The following is a 23,381-nucleotide window of genomic DNA, read 5'->3' on the forward strand; positions in this document are numbered from 1 at the left end:
TCCTAGTGTGAAAAGTACCGCATCAACAATTCGATAACAGGTAAGTTAACTGGAGAAAAAAACAACACAAAAGCACTACAGGGATGCAATAACATGTCAGAAGGTCAACTATTTAAGAGCTCTTTGCTCGCATTATGTATCGCTAACGCCTTGTTCGGGATGAGCTCAACCGCAATCGCGGCGGAGCAACAAGAGGCAACCGCAGAAAATATTGAGGTGATCCAAGTACGCGGCATACGTCGCTCGATTGAAGCTTCTATGAATACCAAACGCTTCGCCGACTCCACGGTCGATGCCATCACCTCGGAAGATATCGGTAAGTTTCCCGATAAAAACATTGGTGATGCGCTGCAGCGCATTTCTGGGGTAACGGTCGATAGGCAATACGGTGAAGTGAGTGGGGTCACCATTCGCGGTACAGCGCCAGAACAGAGTCGTATTTTGCTGAACGGTCAAACCGTTGCCAGCACCTCTTGGTATGATCTTGGTCCTGCCACTCGTACCTTCAACATGGAATTATTGTCAGCCGAGCAAGTCAGTGCGGTTGAAGTCCACAAAACGCCAACCGCTAGCCTTGAAGAAGGTGCGCTGGGCGGCACTGTCGATCTCAAAACCCGTAAGCCCTTAGATCTCGATGCTCACACTTATCAAGTGGCGGGTGAGTTGAGCCAAAGCAGCCTGTACGATGAAACAGATCCGAGTGGATCTTTCGTCGGAAGCTGGAAAAATGACGATGAAAAATTTGGTATTTTAGGCGCTTACTCAGTAGAAAAACTCACCAGTGGTCGGCATGTATTAGAATCGCTCAGCGGTTACTATGAATACTTCGCTGCCGATCCTGCACAAGACCAAGAATCAACTGTCGGGGCGTGGGGGATTGGCTCACAGACATTTAGGGCCGAACGTGAAAGGACCAGTGCCCAAGTTACACTGCAATTTGTACCGACTGAAAAAACAGAGTTCACCTTAGATTACTTTAATTTTGAACTCGATATCCCCCACGTAAACCATAACTTCTTAACCGTTGGCGCCCGCGGTTCGGGCTCCACCAACGTAGTAAATAACGCCCAAGGCGGCACAGCATCGGCAACGATTCTGCCAGCGTATGCGTCGATTATTTATAACCCTGTGGTACGCCACGCGGTCAATATGAAGTCTGACGTACTCAACTTAACCGGAAAATACGTCGGGGACAGTTTCACCCTTAGCGGCGTCATTGGCCAATCGACCTCAGATGGCGGCACCCAAGGCGGCTCATCTTCTTGGTGGATCCCTGCGACGGACCAAGGCGGCAAAATTGGCGATCCCGCCTTCCCTAATGGTCAAGGCAGTGTCGATGGTGGCTTTAGTTACGATGCCACAGGTCCCTATCAAGTGGTGCTCACGAGCCTAGATGCCAACGATGCTAGCCAGTTCAAGCATGCGCAGGAAGCCAACTACGAAACCACAGTGCAAGATCATAAAGTCACCTACGCACAATCCGATTTCGAATATCAACTCGATCATGATTTTATTAATAAAATTGCGGTCGGGATTAAGTACAACACCAGTGATTTCGAGCGTAATGCCTTCAACCGTAACCCCGCAGAAATCCTAGGTTTCGTGCCCAATGGCAATCTTGCCAACTGGAGCGATGGCGTGCTATCTGGCCTGCATTCCCAGAGTGGCGGCAATATACTCGACTCCTATGCCAAGTTAGATGAAGACAAATGGTGGGCATTTATCAGCGAGAAATACGCCAATGGCGAGTTAGTGGAAGTCGCCGATCTCGGTAACACCTTCACTGTCGAAGAGGATATGTTGGCCCTGTATGCCCAAGCGGATTTCAGCGGCGAATTCTACCGTGGTAACTTTGGTTTGCGTTACGTTAACACAGACCAAACCTCAACCGGTTTTGCCGATGGCAAACCCTACAATGAATCCGTTAATTACGATAATTGGTTACCGAGTATCAACGTCGCCTTCGATCTACAAGAAGATCTAATCCTACGTGCCTCGGCCTCTGCCGTGATGGCACGTAACAACTACAGCGATCTTAAACCTGGGTTAGCGATAGCGAAAAACTTTGGTACTGCGACCGGCGGTAATCCCAATTTAAAACCCTATAAGGCGAATCAAGCTGACCTTGGCATCGAATGGTACTTCACTGAATCTTCTATGCTGTCGGCAGCCTTGTTCTACAAAGATATTGATAACGTAGTGTTTGTCACTGAGTCTACTCAATACATTGAAGGTTGCGGCGCATCAGAATCCGAGTGGGATAAATGCCGTGTCACAGCCCCAGCCAATGGCGGTAGCGGCTCTGTTACTGGGCTTGAAATCCAGCTACAACATAACTTTGAAAGCGGTTTTGGCTTCTTAACCAACTACACCTATGTTGACAGTAAAAGCACTCGCCCAGATGGCACCGAGCAGATGATTGAAGGCGTATCAGAAAACTCCTTCAACGGTTCACTCTTCTACGAAGATGATGTGTTCAGCGCCCGTATCGCCTATAACTGGCGTTCAGAATACTTAGGCGTAGGTAATATTCAAAACGTGTTAAACGACAGCTATCAACAAGTGGATGCCTCGATTATTTGGCATGCAATGGAAAACTTAGATATCTCACTCGAAGGGGTTAACTTAACCAATGAAGTGGTGCAATCCTATGATGTTAAATACGGATTAACCCAAAACACCATCGAATTTGGTTCACGTTATTTCGTCGGTGCCAGCTACAAATTTTAATCTTGAGTCACAGCATAGCCGACCTTAGGGTCGGCTTTTTGCGTTGGTAATGCAGAGGGTATAAATCATGAAAGTGAAGCAAGCAATCAGAAAAATCATTATCTTAGGCGGCGGCACCGCAGGCTGGATGGCAGCGGCCGCCCTCGCGAATAACCCCGTATTTGCCGCCATTGAGCTCTGTTTACTGGAATCGGACAACATAGGCACCATAGGCGTTGGTGAAGGTTCAACGCCACACTTAAAACGCTTTATGGACAACTTAGGCATTAGCGAAAAAGATTGGATGGAACAATGTCACGCCAGCTATAAAACTGGCATCGATTTCATCAACTGGAATGGGGACGGGCAGCAATACTTTCACCCCTTCTATTGTCAAATGGATGTGAAACCCGCTGAAGTTTTCTTTATCAACGCCAATGCAAGACGCCGAGGGCATGGGAATGCCGTTAAACCCGATGCATTTTTCTCCAGCGGCGTATTGGCCAAGCACAATCTCAGCCCAAGGCCGAATAAAACAATGCCCTGCGCTAACGAATACGGCTATCACTTCGATGCCACTGAGCTGGCCAATTACTTAAAAGATTATGCCTGCCAACGCGGCGTAAAACACCTCATCGGCGATGTCATTGAAGTTTCAACAACCCAAAACCAACATATAGACGCCTTAATGCTGGCGAATGGCGAACGACTTAACGCCGACTTTTTTATCGATGCCAGCGGCTTTAGCGCTAAGTTAATTCATAAAACCCTAGGCGTACCCTTTCAATCCTTCGCCAATGAACTGCCCAACGACAGCGCAGTCACTGTACCTGTTCCTGTACCTGCATTAATGGACTCCGCTCAAACACAGCAAACCCATGATCTACAAAACCATGCATTGCAAACCCAAGCACAGCAAGCCAAGTACCATACCCGCGCCACGGCGCTCAGTGCGGGCTGGCTATGGCAAATCCCCCTTACCCACAGGCTTGGCAATGGCTATGTTTATAGCAGTCGCCACCTCAGTGCCAATGCCGCAGCCAAGGAATTGTTGCACAGTGTTAATCTGCCTGAATCAACCCAAGTACGGTTTCTCAAGATGCGGGTCGGTGTCAGTGACAAGGCTTGGCACAACAATGTTTTGGCGATAGGACTCGCGCAAAGTTTTATCGAACCACTCGAAGCCACGTCGATCATGATGACCCAATTTACCCTTGAAAAATTTATGTCGTTATTCGAGCGCTATCAATTGAATAAGCAGGCAGAGACCTTAAGTCGACAAACACTCAATCAGGCGGTCATGCAGTTAGTGCTCGGCATAAAGGATTATATTCAGGCCCATTATGTCACCAGCCAGCGCAGCGAACCCTATTGGTTGGCGGCGAGAAAAGTCACCATTTCCCAAAGGCTGACGCAACTATTGCAAGCTTGGTATCAAGGGGAAGACTTTGATTTACTGCTTTACCAATACGATCAGCAACTCGCCTACTTTCGCCCTTCTTGGTATGCGCTGTTAGCGGGAATGGATTACCGCGACCCAAAACTGAAGCGCCCATTTGAGCCGATTTCAGCGGAGATCACGGCGCAAGCGATACGCTACAGCCAAACCTTAGTGGAGCAGTATTTTCAGCCTAAGCATCCGTGATAAGAATGGTTAAATTGCCCTTTGTTTACTGCTAAAGCACTGACGAAAACGACTCGGCGTGACACCTTTAAATTGAATGAAACGCCGATTAAAATTAGATAAGTTGTTGAAACCACACTGATCGCTGATGGTTGATATCGGACTTTGATTTGACAGCAGTAACTTGCACGCCTTAGCTATCCTGAGTTGATTGATAAACTCAGTTAAGGTTTTCTCGGTGCGTTTTTTAAAGAATCGATGGAAATGATTGGTGCTCATGTGCGCTAACTTTGCCAAATCCTGTGCCGACAAGGCCTGAGTGTAATTGTCATAAATATGCTCAATCACTTTATCGAGCTTTTTCACGGTAAAGTCGAGTTTACTACCGTGGGTAAACAAGGTGCTCGACAAGAGTTCTTGCTGACTATCCTGTTGTAATAACGCTAATAATTCCAATAACAAAATATAGCGTCTAAAAGGATTGGCCGTCTCCATCGCGATAAACACACTATGGGCCTTACGCGCCGTTTCCTCACTAAACAACACACCTCGTTTGGCATGGGTCAAAAGTGAATGCAAAGACGCTAACTCACGTTGCTCATTCACAATTTGGTGTAGCCAGACCGCTGGAATTTGTGCCACATAAACGACTTCCTGCACCCTCGCATTCGAAGTGCCGTCTTTTAGCGCGTTGCCATTTGATATCTCGTCAGTTGAAACACCAAGGTTCGCCTCGGATTGCCAGCCGTGGGGCATATCTGGGCCTATGATCACTAAATCATAATCGCCATAACGGGCAATATGGTCGCCCACATAACGCATACCATAACTGTTGAGGGTTAAGCAGATTTCGTACTCGGGGTGATAATGCCAATTGAGATCCATGTGCTCCCATTCATAACGAAAGTAACGCCAAGAACTGTTTTCATCGGGGATCACTTTTTCACACAGAGGTTTCATCCATTAAACTCCAGTTGCTCATTCCTTTACCTTAGCTTCAATCAGCTCTTATAGTTCAACGCCATTCACTCAAGCTAGCCGTTATGCCAACCTGTTAAATTATTCAATTACTTAGACCTTATTTTTAATGCCAGCCTTGACCTATCAGCGCGGCGAAATAGCTGTGCCTTCGCGCACTATTGTCTATAGCAAGTCAGCCTTGCAGTGATACTAAAATCCGCCACTACAATACTATTCTATCCAATGTTAATTAAAGGTAACTATTTTACAAGTAAATAGGTTATCAGCAGAGGCTAAAACATGGTTTTCTCTATGCTCATCCGCAGCAGCTATCTGCTGCCCACTATCTACAGCAAGTATTTACAGCACCTGATGTAAATCAGCCCAATCAGCGCAAACACGATTTGACTATGTGAGAAAAGTATCGACAGAGGCACCATTCGTATCACCACCAAGGCGAGCGTCAAGCCACAATGAATTTCACTTAATTCAATTGGCTAAGCACATGAAACACAAACTCATCATTCTGTTTGTTCTCTGCACTTTCTTTGTGATTTCTTTGATGACCAACAGCATGGGGCCGATTTTCCCTGCGTTAATTGACAGTTATGCTATCGGCCTGACGTTGGCGGGGTTATTTCCCTTTGCGTTTTTTATCGCCTACGGCGTGACATCGATTCCTGCGGGGATTTTGGTGGACAAGTACGGTGAAAAGCGGGTGATCATCTTAGCCTTTAGCCTCGCGTTTATCGGCGCCGTGACTTTTGTGTGTCTGCCCACCTTTAGCATCGCCATGTTTAGCCTGTTTTGTATTGGCACTGGCATGAGTTTATTGCAGGTAGCAGTGAATCCCTTATTGCGACAAGCTGCGGGGCCAGAGCATTTTGCCTTTTTCTCCGTACTGGCCCAACTTGCCTTTGGCGGCGCCGCGACCTTAGCGCCGCTGGTGTATCAGCATTTTGTCGCCTTAGATCAAGCCAGTGTTGCATCAGCCAACTATGTGCAACAGCTATTGCCCGAGAACATGAGTTGGCTCGCCATGTATTGGTTATTCGCCGTGGTCGCGCTCGCCATGGTGCTCTTTGCCAGCCTAGTGAAGATGCCCAAAGTGAATAAACTGGCAGATGAGTCGGCAGGTGCCCTCGAGACCCATTTACGCCTTTTCAAAGATAAAACCGTTTTGAAATTCTTCTTCGCTATCGCCGCCTACGTTGCGCTTGAGCAAGGGCTTGCTAACAGTATCTCAGTCTTTTTGCTGCAATATCATGGTCTTGACACCTTAAGTGTCGGCGCCAATGTGGTTAGCGATTTTTGGTTTTACATGACGCTCGGCTGCCTACTCGGTTTGCTACTACTTAAACTTATCGACAGTCAGATCTTGCTGCTCAGTTTTTCCCTTAGTTCACTGGTTTGTTTTCTGGTGGCGATTTGGGGACCGAGCCAACTAACATTAATTTGTTTCCCATTGGTTGGCTTTTTCATTTCTATCATGTGGTCGGTGATCTTCTCGCTGGCGCTTAATTCGCGCACTCAAGATCATGGATCATTCGCCGGCATTCTCTGTACCGGCATTATCGGCGGCGCGTTTATCTCGCCGATCATTGGTGTTATCAGTGAGCTGTCCGGCGAATTACGGCTCGGGATGTTAGTGCTGTTAATTCCTATGGCATACATAGGCTATGTCGCCCTAACGGCTCGTCCCTTAATTAAAAACACCACATTATTTTCAACAAAAGCGGCCTCAAAGAATGACGAGCCGATGGCAACAAACAACACGAGAGGCAACAAGCTATTATGAGCGTCCTATGTTTAGATCTTGGGGGAACTAAACTGATGTTGGCACAGGTGGAAGGTAAAACCTTACTCGACACTTGGCGGTATCCTGTTCCCGCCGATGGCAATTTCGAACAGTTATTCGATTTCCTCGTGACCTGTATCCACAGCCACCTCACGCCTGAAACCAATGGAGTTTCCATCGGGGTGCCCGGTATGGTGGATATGCACAGCGGCACTTTACTCGAAGTGCTCAACATCCCAGCACTAACGGCAACGCGGTTAGCCCAGCAACTGCAAAATACCTTTGAAATGGATGTTGTTGTGAATAATGACGCTAACCTCTTTGCCCTCGGCGAAGCTGTACTCAATCACAATCAAGACATGCTCGGGATTACCTTAGGCACTGGCGTAGGCGCTGGGGTGATTTTTAATGGTCAGTTGTATTCGGGTAAACATTGCGCCGCAGGTGAAATAGGTAGTTTGAGTTATCGTGATGGCATTATTGAGCACTACTGCTCGGGGCAATACTTCACCACTCATCATCACATGAGTGGCGAGCATTTGTACCAAAAAGCCTGTGAAGGTGACAGCCAAGCGCTACAAGCCTTCGCCCATTTTGGCGAACACTTGGCGCACATGATCGCCCAAACCTTACTGGTATACGATCCCAAAGATATCATCCTTGGCGGCTCAGTCAGCCAAAGCTTTCCCTTTTTTATTGAAGCGCTTAAACAGAAATTGCAAAGCTTAGTCTATGGCCCGCAACTGACAGACTTGACGATTTCAGCCAGCCAACATCACAATGCAGCCCTCATAGGTGCCGCGCAGTGGTTTTTACAACAAAAGGACTCAGCTAAGTGAAAGGACAAATAACACAGAAAGGGATAATAAAGTGGCAGAGGATTAAGACGGCCTTAGTCAGCGGCATGATGGCAGTGCTTCCCGTGGCGTCGGTGCTTTCAATACTTGCGATGCCATCAGTACAGGCCGCCAATGCTGTGCAGGAGGCAAATCATGTCGCGCTGAATCAATTGGCCGATAAGCTCCAATTAAATTATCAGCTAACCGCTAGTTATCTTGAAACCTGTCCCGCTAAAGAAGCCCAATGCTATCGCTCTGCCATTGAGCTGACCTTGCCCACTCAGCTATCGAACGACAAGTTATCCAGCGAAGAGTTAAATCACGGCGACTGGCAAATTTATTTCAGCCAATTATCGCCCGTTTATTTCGTCGATGCGGGTGACTTTAGCATTGAGCATATCAATGGCGATTTACATAAAATCACTCCTAAAGCCAGCTTTAAGGGATTCGTCGCCAATCAAGTTTATCGTATTGAGTTTTATAGCAAAGGCAGCCAAATCACCCGTTCCGAGTTTATGCCAAACTTCTTTGTCGCTATGGGCGATAAGGCGCAGGTCATAAAGAGCACTCAAACAAGGCGCGATCCAGAAACGGGTTTAGCTGAGCAAGACTACCTCGCGCCTTTTAATGCCGAGAAACAATTCTTACTGGCAAAAAACGATGCAACCCCCTTTGCCGATGGCCAGTATTTAGCAGAGCAATATCAAGCCTTCGCCGCAGACAAAGCACCTGACATTAGCGGCAAACTCATCCCCACGCCACTTCATAGCCAAAGCCTAAACTCAGCGCCTTTATCCCTTGCTAAAGGTTATCGACTCACGGCTGCCACTGTCGATTTTAAGGGACGGCAGGCGGCATTTGATTACCTCGATTCTTTAGGCTTTTCGGCCAAGGACAAAGGCACGGCGCTATTATTGCAACTCGATACTCAAGCTCCTAAAGTCGCCAGCACTGGAGCCCATGATAGTGAAATTAAAAGCAGCGAAGCCTATCGGTTAACCATAACAGCTGAGCAAATAAGTATTCGAGCGGGCAGTGAAGCAGGACTCTTCTATGGCCTACAAAGCCTAGCTGGGCTGATCAGTTTAAGTGACGATCAACTCGTCGCCATCGAGATCCAAGACCAACCTCGCTACGCCTTTCGCGGCCTGCATATCGATTTAGCTCGTAACTTTCACTCGCTCGATTTTATTAAACGCATTATCCCACAGCTCGCCGCCTATAAAATCAATAAGCTGCATTTGCACTTAGCCGACGATGAAGGCTGGCGTTTAGCCATCCCCGGCTTACCTGAACTGACCGATGTGGGCGCAAAACGCTGTTTCGATTTAACCGAGCAAACCTGTTTATTGCCACAACTGGGCAGCGGCATAGCGGACGTAAACCCCGTCGATGGCTACTTAACCGTGGCGCAATACCAAGAAATATTACAACTGGCTGATGCTCACCATATCGAAGTGATCCCTTCACTGGACATGCCGGGGCATTCCCGCGCCGCGATAAAATCCATGGAGGCGCGTTATCACCATTACCTCGCCAAGGGAGACAAAGCTAAGGCGGAGGAGTTTTTACTAACTGAATTTGCAGATAAAACCCAATATTCGTCGATTCAGTATTACCACGACAACACACTCAATGTGTGTCTGCCGAGCACCTATCACTTTATCGATACTGTGATTGATGAAGTTAAAAAGATGCACCACGCCGCGGGTGTTCCCTTAGTACATTACCACATAGGCGCCGATGAAACCGCGGGCGCTTGGGTAGAATCCCCCGCGTGTATCGCAATGAAAAAACAAAAAGCCGATGAGTTAACCGGACTGCATTCGCTCAATGGTTACTTTATCGAGCGCGTTGCTAACATGTTGGCAGAGAAAGGGATTATTGCCGCTGGTTGGAATGATGGCATGGGTGAAGTGCGCCCCGAAAACATGCCAGCCCAAGTGCAGTCTAACGCTTGGTCGCAGATTTCAAACAATGGCCATCAAATCGCCCATAAGCAAGCAAACCTTGGCTGGAAGGTCGTTATCTCAACGCCAGAAGTCACCTATTTCGATTTCCCCTACGCTAGCCATCCAGATGAGCGCGGCAATCATTGGGCCTCGAGGGCAATAGACAGTTTTAAGGTGTTTAGCTTTATGCCCGATAATCTGCCTGTACATGCCGAGCGTTGGCACAATAGCTTAAATCAGCCATTTGTGTCGGACGATAGCCACAGCCAGCTCAAACCGGGACACAGGTTTTACGGCTTACAGGGGCACCTTTGGAGCGAAATGGTGCAATCGGACGAGCAAGCAGAATACATGTTATTCCCGCGCATGGTCGCCCTCGCCGAACGGGCATGGCATAAGGCACCATGGGAATTAGCCTATGATTATCAAGGTAAAATTTATAGTCAGCAAACTCAACATTTTGCCCGCCAACTCAATGGCCAAGCCGAGCAAGTCCTCAAACAGGATTGGCAAACCTTCGCCGCGGTTTACGCCAATAAAGTGCAACCTAAGTTAGCAAAAGCGGGAGTTTTCTATCGCATAGCACCGCCTGGAATACGTGTTGAACATCAGCAGTTAGTGCTCAATAGCTTATATCCCAATGCCGAGTTGGAATACCAACTCGACTCAGGACCTTGGCTAAGCTACCGCCAAGCTTTCAAGCTTAATGATGTCAAACACATCCGCGCCAGAGTCAAAGATGGCGCGCGTTACTCTCGCCCATCGACTTGGCAAAACACCCTCTAGTCGTTTCTCGCACAATGTCGGCCATCGTATGTGATGGCCGATGCGTTAATTGACTATTAATACCACTGGTCGATAGGTTAAGCATGAGCTTACATTGAGGCTTTTCAATAACAGCGCAACTCAGGCTATAATCTCGCTATTCGCGATGACACTCTCGTGATAATACTTTATCAAGCCTAAGGATCCGCCAACCGATGACAACTGCTTCTACTAGCCCCTTTGCCGTGTTAAACCAAACCACAGCGACCTCGTTCAATGAACAGAAAAATCTCATTAAACGGGTATTTAAAGGTAAGCCAGTGCAATGTCCTAGCTGTAAACAGACACTTAAAGTGATATTGCCAGAGCAGGCAAAAGCTGAACAAGCCGCAGGAATTTACTGTGCTAAGGGCTGCACAGATATCGAACTCGATATGGAAGCCGTCGCGGGACTCTAATCATTCCAGAGCCAACCCATACTGGCATTAGCTTCACATCGACGGCCAAGCGACGATTACAACAGTCACTGTAATTCGCCGTTATAAAGTAAATATCTTTTTAATTATCAATGAGATTATTTAAACTAATCACGGCAGTTGCTTAAGCTGCCCACGAAAATAGTGTCGATAATAGCCCACCAAATTACTGCCAATAAAGAGTACCTCCATTAACACTGCCACAGGCGATCCCACTAAGGCATTGTGAACGAGCCAAAAACTGGTTCCGACTATCATAAGCAGTCTGAGATCTTTATCCCTTTGACAGAATGCGGCGCGGGTTTGAAACAAGGTGCCTATACAACTGATCACAGTCGTTACCCCATTAAAGGTCACAATGCTCATCACAAGTGCAGCAATAGAGAAACACCATAGGGCTACTTTTGAGGTGGTAAAAATACTGGTGAGATAACGCACTGTGGCTATGCCCATTAAGCCTGCGGCAGTCCATTGCTCCAGCAAACAAAAATGAATTGAAATCAAGATGCCAGACACAAAAAGGCAGGCGACTATCCGCTCCCGCGCCTTAAATTGAAATGAAATCAGATCGAAGATAATGGCTATCGCCACCAAAATTTGAGACAAAGTAAACGCAGTCAACTTATTAAGCTCCTTCGCTTTAAGTAATAATGCGCACTCTGATTGAAAGCTTTGTAGACTTGAGAGCGCAACTTAAGGCGCAGCATCATGGGAATCGCGATTTAGCGCATTAACTTAAGTTAACTGGGAGCAAAAACCGTTAAAGAGAGTCTTGAAGTCGTCGACGCATACGCGACAAACTGATTGCCGTAATGCCAATATAATTAGCTAGCTGACCTTGGCTTAACCGCTCAAGCCAAAGTGGTGAATGTTCGCGTAAATACAGATAACGTTGCTCAGGTGTGTGCAGCAGTAAAAAGGCTTCCTTTTGTTCTTTATACAATAATTGCTGTTTAAGTAACCCAAGTTGCACTGACTGTAGCGAAGTATCATCCAACACGGATAATGGCATTTGGATAAGTTTACAGGCGCTTAAAGCTTCTAATTGGTAACGAGCGGGAATTTGCTTAAGCCAACTGACATACAAAAAACACAATTCACCCTCGAAATAAAACTCCTTACAGCGCTCTGTGCCCTCCTGAGTATAATGGCAAGCGCGCACGATACCATCCACAACAAAATATGCCTGTGACTGCTCATTTCCTTGGCCAAGAAGCACCTCTCCCGCCGGCACGTTCAACGCTTTAAACTGTGGTAAGTAACGTTCAACAGCAGCTTGACTCGCCCCTAACGCAATCAAATATTGTTGCAGTGGCTGGCAAGTTGGCACCAGCAATACGGCAGTCTTTTTTACGTCATCAGGTTCAATCATGCGAGCAACTCAGCGATTTATCACTAAACACTTAACCACTGCCATTCGAGTAAGGGTTCAGCACTCGCTTGCAGGCCACGGCTCAGCGTGACGTTAAATACACTTTTAGCGGGAATGCTTCCCACGCCCTTGGGCGTGCCTGTCATTACGATATCGCCCTCATCGAGACTGATAAATGCCTGTAGCTCGGACAATATGGTCTGAGGTTTGTAAATCATTAAATCGATATGCCCCTCTTGAACCAAGTTATCGTTGATACTCAAGGTGAAATGCAGCTGTGCCTCTGCATCATCAATCGCCACAAACGGACTGAATAACGCAGCACCATCGAAGGCTTTTGCTCGCTCCCAAGGTAATCCCTTAGCTTTTAACTTAGTTTGCAAATCACGTTTTGTGAGATCTAAACCGACGGCGACGCTACTGAAACGGCCATTTTGAAACATAAAACACAGCTCGGTTTCATAATGCAAGGTTTCCCCTTGATGCTCAGAATGAAGCACAGTCGAAATGGCCGAGTTGGGCTTTAAAAATACCACCATATCCACGGGGATTTCGTTACCTAATTCATGGATATGCTCAACATAGTTACGCCCAATGCAGAGAATTTTTGTCGGTACGATAAGGTTTTCACCTAACACGACTGATTTCATCTTTAATCCTTTTCAAGATAGGGTTGAGATTATTTTAAATAATAAAACCAATTAGTTAACCTAAATTAAATCTAAACGTTCAATTGAACTAATCACTGTACTTATGACGAACTCTGCTACACTTAAATCAATATTTCAACGAAAACAGCGATCTAACCATTAATAAACCCATTTTACAGGGACAGTCATAGAAGAGGTTTTCGCACTATGTTAACGCTTACCATAAAACAAAAAATCATCTTTAGTTTTAGTGCAATTGGCGCGCTGCTCATCGCTGGTAGTAGCTTTTTCTACTATTCACTCTCCCAAGTGCAAACCGCCTATCAAAATATTGAAACCTTAGCCGTACCCGTGCAAAAGCAGAGTAATAGCTTACAACTAGTGCTATTAAAAATGTCACGCCTTGCCACCTTGGCCCATAGTCAGCAAGACACTGCCGCCTTAACCAAAAGTCAGCAAGCATTTACCGCGCTGCAGAAGAAATATCAAAGTATCGAAAATGAGTTAATTGAGCGAGTTGCAGATCAACCGAAGATGCAAACATCCCTAAACGAAGCGCAGGCAAGATACCAAGCCTATTTGCAGCAAAGCCAAGCCATGTTTAGCGCTAAACTCGCCAATGAACAAGCAAAACGGCAGTACCTGCAACTCTTTGAGCGCTTTAACCATGCCAAGACCAACGCCAGTAATGCGATGATTGATCTCGAAACTCTTTCCATCCCCGATAATCCCACTTTACTCGAAGAAATTGTCGGCACAGGTACTCGCATTGACGACATGCTCTATACGCTAGCCAACACTATGGGGGAACTGATCCACACTCAAAGTTTGGATGTTATTCAATCGCACCAACAGGATGTCGGTATTTTACTGGGAAATCTCACCACTAACTTTACCTTTTTAAAACAACAAACTGATGGGCTTGATACCTTAGGCCTACTGCAAACATTCGAGCAAGAATATGCGATTATCAATACCTTACTCGCATCGCCTGCCGAACTTTATAAAGTGCAGGAAGCCGTAGTTGAGGCACAACGACAAGCAGAGCAACATTACCTCGATGCCGATAAAGAGTTTAATGCGAATAATCTCGCCTTAGATAAGTTAATCAACTTAGCCGACCGCCGATTTACCAGCCTGCAAACCATCGCCAGTAATGATATTCAACAGGGTCAAACCTTAGCGATTGTACTAGCACTGGTATTTATCGTCATGGTGAGCTTTATCTCTTTCTTCACCTCCAAGGCCATGCTCAATCCTTTGGCCTTAGTGAACGGCGCACTTGCCAGTATCGCTCGAGGGGATTTATCTAAACGCATTCATAAACGCCATAACGATGAATTTGGTGCCCTAATCGATAACATGAATACCTTGAGTGACGATCTTGCCAAGCTGTTAACCAATATCAGCCAAAATGCCCATTCATTGGACAGCTCTGCCACCCAAACCAATGAGCAAGGCCAGCGCATCGCCAATGCCGCAACGGCGCAAATCAGTCGAGTCGATGAAACGAAAGCCTTGGCAGAACAGATGTTTACTAGCTCAAATCTAGTGACAGAACAGGCCAGTGAGTCGGCGAGACAAATCAGTCAAGCCTCGAAATACGGTAATCAAGTGAAGCAAATTGCCGATGATAATCGCAATAAAATTGCCGAACTGAGCGCCCGTTTAAGTAGCTCAGTTGAAGTCATGTCTCGCTTGAGCATTCAAAGCGATAATATTGGCAGCATTTTAACCACCATTAGCAGCATTGCCGAACAAACCAATTTGCTGGCACTGAACGCCGCCATTGAAGCCGCCAGAGCGGGGGAACATGGACGGGGTTTTGCCGTCGTGGCCGATGAAGTGCGATCACTTGCCTCACGCACCCAAGCCGCCACCGCCGAAATTCAAACCATGATCACGGCCCTGCAAAAAGAAACGTCCACGGCAGCCGATGCGATTACTACAGGGCAAAATCAAGCAAATGAGTGTGTCGGACAAAGCCAAACCCTGCAGGATGCTATCGCTCACATAGAAAGCACCTTACATACCCTCAATAAAATGAGTCTAGAAATCACCCATGCCGCCCACGAGCAGTTAGATTACAGCCAGCGGATTGAGTCGAGCATGAGTGAGGCGGCACAATCTGCAGACCAAAATGCCAATGAAGCTATGGACATGGCCAAACGCAGCAACGAAGTCACTCTGCTTGCCCATTCACTCACCAGCTCAGTGGAACGGTTTAAACTATAGAGGTGATGGGACCTAGAATCTAGGCATATTCCATCAGGAATTCATCGAGCTGTTCGTTGGCAATTTCAATCTCGTCACCTTCGAACTGGGCGATATGAAACATACCCTCACCTTCGTTAGTCACAGGGATATTACTTATTCCTATGATAATACCGTCGGTTGGCGCGCGAATGGCCACACTGTCACCGCCGTGGGGACTGACGATATGGGCAATGATATAACCCTTAGTCACCCGCTGGCCAAGTTTAAGCTTCATATTCACTAAACCATCGGATTCACTGCGAACCCAATAACTGCGAATAGCACTGACACTCGCGCCTTTGTTACTCACTCGCCCTTTAAGCATATCTAAACTGCGCATCACATTGAGCACACCTTTGAGGCCAGATTTTATCGACAACTCGCTAAAACGTAACGCCTCTCCAGCCTCATATAAAATGCAAGGAATGCCCTGTTGATTAGCATAACCTCGCATAGAAACACTGCGCGCTTTAGAATGCATAATAAGCGGCGCACCAAAGGCATTCGCCATGGCCAGCATAGTCTCATCATTAGTATCACAGCGAATTTGCGGCAAATTATCCCTATGGACGGCCCCTGTATGTAAATCAATCACATGGGTTGCATGAACTAATAACTGAGTGGCAAACAGATTAGCTAAACGGCTTGCGAGCGCCCCTTTGCTAGAACCAGGAAAGCAACGATTTAAATCGCGCCGATCGGGTAAATAACGGGATTGCTGAATAAAACCAAACACATTAACTATTGGCACCACAATTAACGTGCCCGTCAGATTCTTGGGATTCACTCTGGCTAATAAACGCCGACAAATTTCGATACCATTGAGTTCATCCCCATGAATAGCGGCACAAACCAGTAAAGTCGGGCCAGGTTTGGCTCCGTGAAACACTTCCACATGAATATCGAGTTGCGTATCGGTATACAACTTAGCGGCTGGCAGCTTGATCCCTAATTGCGTCCCAGCTGTGACTCGTTTTCCCGCTAATTCAAATGCTTCACGTCTTTTTACCATGGCAACTCCCTTGTTCTATCAAATGTTATCCCGCGCGGTTGGCTCATGTTTACCGCATTTTTGCCAAAGTAATCCGCTATTGCATATCAGCCTACTTTAAAGACTAAAGTGGAATTTTAAACGAATTATTGCGGCTCAAATTGGTTCAGCCAAGATTTTAAAATCTGCAGCAACACAGGCCTATCTTCAACGCTCACGCCCGCGAACAACGCACTTTGACATTGAATATGCTGCGGTAATGCCTTATCAATGAGCGCCTTACCCTCAGCAGTTAACGAGACATGGACGGCGCGGCGATCTTCCTTACTGTGCTCCCGCTCAATCAGCCCCTTATTTTCGAGTCTGTCTAAACGACTGGTCATAGCGCCAGAACTTAGCATCATGCTCTGATAAAGTTGCGAAGGCGAGAGTGTGAACGGCTCTCCCGAGCGCCTTAACGTCGCGAGCACATCGAACTCCCCCTGACCTAAGCCAAATTCGGCGTGGCATTGCAGCAGTACCACTTCGATATATTTCGTTAAACGAGCGATTCGCCCGAGCACAGCCATAGGGATCAAATCCTCACTCACCCCTTGCTGTTGCCACTGTTCAACAATTCTATCGAGGCCATCTTCTTTGGTATTCGAATCCGCTTTCTTTTTATCCGTAGAACTCGCGTTAGTATCCGCAGGACTGGCATTAGTTAGCGTCATTTTAGCTGTCATAGGTTTATCTCAATATAAAGATTCTTTACATCATTCTTTACATCTTAGTCATTTTCTCGCAGAATTAAAATATCTTTACATCAAGATACATCTGAAAGAGATTCTTTTTGAATTGTAGTGATGTAGTTTCAACCTACTGTTGTTGAAAGGAAATCATCATGAGTATGCTAAATGCTGCTACAAATCACTTTTTCAGCAAATCAAACTCAGCTTATTTTTGGAGACAATCCATGCGATCCCCCCTGACAGAGAAAGCGAATTTATTGCTGCTCGGACTCGCGTTCATCCTTATTGGTCTAAATCTACGGCCCATTCTCGCCTCGGTTGGGCCTTTACTGCCCAGCATACAAAAGGATATCAGTTTAAGTTTTACCTTAGCGTCTATGCTGACATTGCTGCCCGTGCTCGCAATGGGACTGGGCTGTTTTGCAGGCTTTAGTATCGCCAAACGTTTAGGATTCAATACCGTAATGACAGGATCATTGCTACTGCTGATCGGCGCAACTGCAATGCGCTTTTGGGCGATAGATGCCAATTGGCTTATCTGCTCGGCATTACTGGCAGGGGTCGCAATCGCCCTCATTCAAACCATAATGCCCGCCATGATTAAGCTTAATTTCGGTGAACGGGTCCCCTTAATGATGGGGCTTTACGTCACCGCCATTATGGGTGGCGCCGCATTAGCGGCGAGTAGCGCGCCTTTTATCGGGATGAACTTAGGTTGGCGCGCGGGTCTAGGCCATTGGACTTGGCTAGGCATATTCGCACTCGTGCTGTGGCTCCTGATTAAACATAAAGCCGCATTACCGAGCCAAGCAAAAGAGCAAGCTTTGCAACTTAACTTTTGGCGTTTTCGTCGCAGTTGGCTATTGGCGATATTTTTTGCATTAGGCACAAGTTGTTATGTCTGCGTACTTGCATGGTTAGCCCCCTACGCAGTCGAGCTAGGTTATAGCCAAACTCAATCTGGATTAGTGTTAGGTTTCTTAACCAGCATGGAAGTGATCGCGGGCTTAGTGTTTCCTTGGCTTGCCAGCAAGTCGACGGACAGACGCGCCATCATAGCCCTACTCTGCTTACTACAACTCATTGGCTTTATGGGACTGGCACTCGCCCCTCAAGTATCACTATTTTTATGGGCGGGACTTGCAGGATTAGGTATTGGCGGGATTTTTTCCACTCGGGCTGATTGTCACTATGGATCATCAACAAAATCCTATGTTAGCAGGTAAATTAACTGCCTTCGTGCAGGGTGTGGGATATACCATAGCGGCTATCTCGCCTTGGATTGCCGGATTAATTCGCGATAATTTCAACAGCTTTAACAGTGCTTGGTTATTACTCGGTGGCTTAAGTGTGATCGCGTGGATATTATCTTGGCAATTTAATCCGCAGGGCTATGCACGCCAATATCAAACCACCCGCTGCGTATCTTAACTACCTAACTCAACATAAAAAAACCGCCATGTCGGCTAACGATCATGGCGGTTTTTTTTTGTGTTGAGCTAAATAAATCGCGCTCACACTAAGCGAAACTTAAGACTTTTTAACGAAGCACGTCAGAATCACAATACGAGTACCGTTAACGCGGCCTTCGATATGCTCTGGGTTGTTGGTCAAAGCAATGTTACGCACAGCTGTGCCACGCTTAGCCACAAAGCTAGTGCCTTTCACGTTTAAGTCTTTGATGATGACCACAGTATCACCAGCGTTGAGCACTGCACCATTACTGTCTAACGTTGGCGTCGCATCGTCACCTGCTGCGGCAACTTCGGCATCACCCCACGCTTTTAAATCGTCTTCAAGGTAAAGCATATCCAGCAAATCTTGCGCCCAGCTTTCGCCATTTAAGCGCTTAAGCATACGATATGACATCACTTGAACTGCCGGTACAGGACTCCACATGCTGTCATTCAGACAACGCCAGTGGTTCATGTCCATGGTATCTGGTGCCGCAATTTGGCCACTGCAGGTTTCACAAATCATGATCTCATTGTCACGGCCATCGGAGGCTGGCAGATCATAAATAGAGAGTTCAAGCTCGCTGCCACACAGTTCACACTTGCCGCCACAGCGACTTAGCAATTCATTTTCAGTCATTTTTCTGTTCTATATGCCTAGTAAAACGCGGATTATGCCATAAACTGGCATTTTTCGGCAGGGGGCTGAGGCAATATAACCCTATTTTTTATGAGCTATATATGCCTAGTCCACACAGCCTTGGTGATTAGTCTTTAAAATTCATAGGCTAAACTCAAACGAACATCACGCCCTGCGGCGGGTATCCCATCGGAGAGAAACGGCACCACTTGCAGATCCGTAAGATTTTTTACCATCAAACGCACACTTAATCCCTTTAAGATGGCTTGAGGTTCATAGGCGAGATACACATTCTGTAGGAAATAATTCTCGCTTGGCGACTCGGCATTAAAGATATCACCGTGGGGAACATTGGTTTGCGCATCATACCAAGCGCCCTGCCAAGCGATAGAAATGTCATCTGTGATATACATGCCTAAACGCAGACGAATATCGAGCGGGGCTATGTTAGCTAAATATTCATCGTCATCTTGGCTATCTCTGAGTGACCCATTGTGCTGTCCTTGCAGCCATGAAACCGCAAGATCACTGAACACATCTTGATAGCGATATTGGGCTTCAAAATCGGCACCGTAAATATGGTAACCATCAAGATTTGTGTAACCACTTTGAATTAACTGGTTTTTATCAGACTTAGCTCCGCGGCGCTGGGCAATATCATCACGACCTAAATTGGCAAACAGGGTGATTTGCGTCGACAAGGCATCCTCATTGGCAAGTACATGCTGATGCTGCGTCATTAGGCCTAATTTGAAGGCATGTAAGCGTTCGACATCAATGTCGCGGCTCGTGCCGGTAATGCTGGCTTTAGCGTATTGCACGGCATAAATCTCATCCACCACAGGGGCTTGCAAGCTATAAGCGTAATCAAAGTTTAACCGAGCGTGATTTGTCAGTTGATAATCTATGCCTAATCTTGGTGAGAATCCCGAATGATGGGTTGAGCTATAATCATGGCCCGCAGCAATATCGTTGTAATCTGGTGCAATATTTGGTCGACCTATGCTGTAGATAAAGTCATATCGCAGCGAGGGAGTCACAGTTAAGTCATTAGTAAGATGAATTGCATCGCGAATATAGGCAGCATAGGTATCTTGACGGCCTTCAGGTTGGTAGTAAGGTGTGTACCAGCCAAAGTTTTTCTCGGGATTTGTTTCATAACTTTTGTTAAACACTAACGAAGTGCGGTCAAGACTACGGTACTGTAATCCTGTGGTGATCTCATGATCGCCAATCAAGCTCAAGTTGTTGATATCAATGTAGTCACGTTTATAGTCTAGCCAAGATTCGTGACCGAAGTTGCCTACGGAAACCGTCATTTTCTCCCACGCGATATCGGGTCTTACCCAGTGGCGTGCATTCGCCGAATGGGAAATCACCACTTGGGTATCGATCAGGGGATTACTCGGCGAATAGCGATAATTAGCCGACCAAGTGTTATCTTCATAGGTGTTGTAGGCGGTTGTGGCATACAAAGCCTGCTCGTAGGAACCGTACTTTTTGATGTTGTAGTCCGAAATTGCAGGCATAGGGCCACGGCGATTAGCCCAAGGTTTGCGGCCCTCATCAAGATAATGGGTCACGCTCAAGGCTAATTGGTGATCGCCCTGCGCGTAATCCATCTTACCTAGGTAGTTATTTTGCTCATAACCTGAATATTCAAACTCTTCACCATTGGCTAAAGTGACATCCCCCGCATCGCGACGCGTAAGATGCAGCAAGCCAGATAGATGTGAATTCACGCGGCCATAAACTGTCCCCGTATAACCCATAGCGTCATTATTGCTGGCGTAGCTGGTTTTGGCCCGCGCGCCAAGTGATTGATCATATTTAAGAAAATCATCGGCCGATTTAGTGACCACATACATGGCACCACCAAAACCCCCATTGCCCGAGCGCACATCATGGGCACCCTTAATCACTTCCACTCGCTTGATGAGGTCAGGATCGAGGAAAAATGAGCCGTAGCGATACTGCTCAAATCCCACCGGAGCATTATCCACATAAACGTTAAAATCTTCAGTCTCGCCAAAGCCCCAGATATTAATCCGCTCACCGCCGCTGCGGGTACCACCATCGACATGCGCCCCCGCCATATCATCGATCACTTCGGCGAAAGTTGTCGCCTGCATCTCCTCGATTTGTTCCATGGAAATAATCGCTTCACCGGGTTTAGCGACTGTGATGGCCCTGCGATATTGCTGCCCATGAACCTGCAGGATCTCAATCGGCTCAACCTTAGGCTCGCCCAATACCTCAGCGGCGTACAACGGCATTGAGGGCAATATACATAATCCCATGAGCGACAGATTTCTATTCGCTTTCCACTTATCACATTTAGGCAGGCAACCCATTCAACGTCATCCTATTAACAAACCAATCTAAAAATAGGGCGGCATTATAGGCACTAACGAACAAGATAAGAATAGTTCTCACTTAGCTTTACGTGTAAATAACCGACTTATTGAAAACAAGGTAGAAGCGGCACAATGCAAAAATTTAAGTGAAGATCTTGCCGAAGGATGGCAGTATTGGCACCCAACTTGGCAGTCTTAACTATCGTGTTTTAACTATCGTGTTTTAACTATCGTGAGTAAGAACGAGCGGGCGATACGGGAGGATATGTCAGCAACTCACCTTGCTCCTCAATCGGCATTAATACTGCTTGTGCTCGGTTTATCTGCATTAATAAGGTTCCCTGATAATGGCCACTCTAACAACTAAAATCCCCATCGCGACTGGTGCAACGTTCAGCGCGGCGAGCCTGCAATTTTTAAATCAACTGGCACAAAACAACTCCCGCGACTGGTTTAAAGCCCATCAGGCGGAATACGAAGAAACAGTGCGAACGCCTGCACTGCAGTTTATCGAGCAAATGCAGCCCAGTATCCTCGCCCTCTCGCCTAGGCTCACTGCCGTACCCAAAAAAGTCGGCGGCAGCTTGATGCGTCCCCAGCGAGACAGCCGTTTCAGCAAAGATAAAACGCCCTATAAAACCAATGTTGGCATTCAATTTCGCCATTTTCAGGGCAAAGACGTGCATGCGCCGGGACTATATTTACACATTGCCGAAGATGGCTGTTTTATTGCCGCAGGGATTTGGCACCCAGAATCGAAAGCCTTAAATGCCATTCGCACTTGTATCGATGAGAATCCCAACGGCTATAAAAAGGCGCTACAAACCTTACAAAGTCATGGATTTAATATGGATGGCGATAGCTTAACTAGACCACCAAAGGGATTTGATAAAAACCACCCTATGCTGATAGAGCTAAAACGAAAAGATTTTATCGCAGTTAAAAATATCGCCTTTGAGGAACTCTGCCGCCCAGATGCAGCCAGTTTTTGTACCGAGCAGTTTGCATACTGCACTCAACTGATGGCCTATCTGTGTTTTGCGCTGGACTTGGATTTCTAGAAATAGACTTTTAAAAATAGACTTTTAAAAAATAGATTTCTAAAAACATGGCCTAGGCAAAACCTAGGCCAATCAAACTATGTCATTTACAGTTATGCCGTCTGATTAGTACTCAAACTACGTAAATAGTCTTGCAATACAACAAACGCATTGTCTAATAACTCATATTCGCCCGCCTTGCCTAACACTCTAATCCCTTGTAATTGCAGCACTAAAAAAGCAGCAACTTGATGTGATTGCACATGGGCTAATAGCTCTCCACGCGCTTGGCAAACTTGTAACACTTGGGTGAATGAGGTCTGTAATCGACAAAATAATCGCTGACATTCCTGCAGCACACTTTCATCGTTAAGGCTCTTTTCGAGCACAGCATTTTGCATAAAACAGCCATACTTTTGCTCCCGCTGCAAAGCAACAAAGCGCGCTAAATAAGCTTCTATTTCAGCTAAGCCCGCTTTTTCATGCAGCAAAGTATCTGAAGCGCCAAAGGAGTAGTTATCGAGGTAGAAACTGAGGCACTCGCGATAAAGATTCTGCTTGTCGCCGAAACTGTTATAGAGACTAAATCGATTAATGCCTAAATGGCCGACGAGAGCGGAAATCGAGGTTTCGGCAAAGCCCTTTTGCCAAAAAAGCTCCATCGCCAATATGAGTTTTTCTTGCCGATCAAAATTACAACTCCGTGCCATAGCCTGCGACCTAATCTCTTGAATACGCGTTCACGATCAGCTTTACAATTCCTCTTT

The 23,381-nt window shown here is 46.6% G+C and carries 17 protein-coding genes and 1 pseudogene; 9 read left to right on the forward strand and 9 right to left on the reverse strand.

Annotated elements, in window-relative coordinates:
* The first annotated feature begins 93 nt into the window (after positions 1-93).
* Together HQQ92_RS13125 and HQQ92_RS13130 are read left to right on the forward strand one after the other, a co-directional pair.
* Complete coding sequence (locus HQQ92_RS13125; protein WP_173245910.1) at positions 94-2,730, forward strand: TonB-dependent receptor; 2,637 nt, start codon at positions 94-96, stop codon at positions 2,728-2,730.
* A 67-nt stretch (positions 2,731-2,797) separates the two neighbouring features.
* The gene (locus HQQ92_RS13130) at positions 2,798-4,354 is read left to right on the forward strand and encodes a tryptophan halogenase family protein (RefSeq protein WP_173245913.1); all 1,557 of its coding nucleotides are present in this window, start codon (positions 2,798-2,800) and stop codon (positions 4,352-4,354) included.
* Positions 4,355-4,363: 9 nt separating this feature from the next.
* Here the strand turns inward: HQQ92_RS13130 and HQQ92_RS13135 are convergent, their stop codons facing one another.
* Positions 4,364-5,293 (reverse strand): AraC family transcriptional regulator, encoded by a 930-nt coding sequence (locus HQQ92_RS13135; RefSeq protein WP_173245916.1) that lies wholly within the window; start codon positions 5,291-5,293, stop codon positions 4,364-4,366.
* Positions 5,294-5,798: 505 nt separating this feature from the next.
* Between HQQ92_RS13135 and HQQ92_RS13140 the strand changes: the two genes are divergently transcribed.
* The 4 genes from HQQ92_RS13140 (at position 5,799) to HQQ92_RS13155 (ending at position 11,105) form a co-directional block, all read left to right on the forward strand.
* A complete protein-coding gene (locus tag HQQ92_RS13140) occupies positions 5,799-7,091 on the forward strand; it encodes an MFS transporter (RefSeq protein WP_173245919.1) in 1,293 nt (430 codons plus the stop codon).
* The gene (locus HQQ92_RS13145; protein ID WP_173245922.1) at positions 7,088-7,930 is read left to right on the forward strand and encodes an ROK family protein; all 843 of its coding nucleotides are present in this window, start codon (positions 7,088-7,090) and stop codon (positions 7,928-7,930) included. The genes HQQ92_RS13140 and HQQ92_RS13145 overlap by 4 nt, the downstream gene beginning before the upstream one ends.
* Complete coding sequence (locus HQQ92_RS13150) at positions 7,927-10,668, forward strand: family 20 glycosylhydrolase (protein WP_173245925.1); 2,742 nt, start codon at positions 7,927-7,929, stop codon at positions 10,666-10,668. The genes HQQ92_RS13145 and HQQ92_RS13150 overlap by 4 nt, the downstream gene beginning before the upstream one ends.
* A 194-nt stretch (positions 10,669-10,862) precedes the next feature.
* On the forward strand, positions 10,863-11,105 hold the full coding sequence (locus HQQ92_RS13155; protein WP_006080930.1) for a hypothetical protein: 243 nt from the start codon (positions 10,863-10,865) through the stop codon (positions 11,103-11,105).
* Between the two features lie 129 nt (positions 11,106-11,234).
* On the opposite strand, the gene HQQ92_RS13160 is transcribed toward HQQ92_RS13155, so the two are convergent.
* From HQQ92_RS13160 to HQQ92_RS13170, 3 genes are all read right to left on the reverse strand, one after another.
* Positions 11,235-11,744: a YgjV family protein gene (locus HQQ92_RS13160; protein ID WP_028760654.1), complete on the reverse strand. Its 510-nt coding sequence runs from the start codon at positions 11,742-11,744 to the stop codon at positions 11,235-11,237.
* Between the two features lie 139 nt (positions 11,745-11,883).
* A complete protein-coding gene (locus tag HQQ92_RS13165) occupies positions 11,884-12,495 on the reverse strand; it encodes a Crp/Fnr family transcriptional regulator (RefSeq protein WP_173245928.1) in 612 nt (203 codons plus the stop codon).
* Positions 12,496-12,518: 23 nt separating this feature from the next.
* The gene (locus HQQ92_RS13170; RefSeq protein WP_173245931.1) at positions 12,519-13,145 is read right to left on the reverse strand and encodes a fumarylacetoacetate hydrolase family protein; all 627 of its coding nucleotides are present in this window, start codon (positions 13,143-13,145) and stop codon (positions 12,519-12,521) included.
* Positions 13,146-13,352: 207 nt separating this feature from the next.
* On the opposite strand from HQQ92_RS13170, the gene HQQ92_RS13175 reads away from it, so the two are divergent.
* Entirely contained in the window at positions 13,353-15,380 is a 2,028-nt protein-coding gene (locus HQQ92_RS13175; protein WP_173245934.1) for a methyl-accepting chemotaxis protein, read from the forward strand.
* 19 nt (positions 15,381-15,399) lie between these two features.
* On the opposite strand, the gene HQQ92_RS13180 is transcribed toward HQQ92_RS13175, so the two are convergent.
* Together HQQ92_RS13180 and HQQ92_RS13185 are read right to left on the reverse strand one after the other, a co-directional pair.
* A complete protein-coding gene (locus HQQ92_RS13180) occupies positions 15,400-16,413 on the reverse strand; it encodes a succinylglutamate desuccinylase/aspartoacylase family protein (protein WP_028760658.1) in 1,014 nt (337 codons plus the stop codon).
* Positions 16,414-16,538: 125 nt separating this feature from the next.
* A complete protein-coding gene (locus HQQ92_RS13185) occupies positions 16,539-17,117 on the reverse strand; it encodes a MarR family winged helix-turn-helix transcriptional regulator (protein WP_173245937.1) in 579 nt (192 codons plus the stop codon).
* 230 nt (positions 17,118-17,347) lie between these two features.
* Between HQQ92_RS13185 and HQQ92_RS13190 the strand changes: the two are divergent.
* Positions 17,348-18,554: pseudogene (locus HQQ92_RS13190) on the forward strand (MFS transporter).
* Between the two features lie 99 nt (positions 18,555-18,653).
* Here the strand turns inward: HQQ92_RS13190 and HQQ92_RS13195 are convergent.
* Entirely contained in the window at positions 18,654-19,217 is a 564-nt protein-coding gene (locus tag HQQ92_RS13195; RefSeq protein ID WP_011790067.1) for an alkylphosphonate utilization protein, read from the reverse strand.
* A gap of 134 nt (positions 19,218-19,351) precedes the next feature.
* Positions 19,352-21,571, reverse strand: coding sequence for a TonB-dependent receptor domain-containing protein (locus tag HQQ92_RS13200; protein ID WP_173245939.1), 2,220 nt, complete (start codon positions 21,569-21,571; stop codon positions 19,352-19,354).
* A gap of 350 nt (positions 21,572-21,921) precedes the next feature.
* Here HQQ92_RS13200 and HQQ92_RS13205 point away from each other — a divergent pair, with 350 nt between their 5' ends.
* Positions 21,922-22,635, forward strand: coding sequence for a DUF2461 domain-containing protein (locus tag HQQ92_RS13205; RefSeq protein ID WP_173245942.1), 714 nt, complete (start codon positions 21,922-21,924; stop codon positions 22,633-22,635).
* Positions 22,636-22,727: 92 nt separating this feature from the next.
* Here HQQ92_RS13205 and HQQ92_RS13210 read toward each other — a convergent pair whose 3' ends face one another.
* The gene (locus HQQ92_RS13210) at positions 22,728-23,324 is read right to left on the reverse strand and encodes a TetR/AcrR family transcriptional regulator (RefSeq protein ID WP_173245945.1); all 597 of its coding nucleotides are present in this window, start codon (positions 23,322-23,324) and stop codon (positions 22,728-22,730) included.
* Between the last annotated feature and the right edge of the window lie 57 nt (positions 23,325-23,381).

Origin of the sequence: Shewanella sp. DC2-4, from assembly GCF_013248875.1 — a bacterium.
In the GTDB taxonomy this organism is placed as follows: domain Bacteria; phylum Pseudomonadota; class Gammaproteobacteria; order Enterobacterales; family Shewanellaceae; genus Shewanella; species Shewanella oncorhynchi.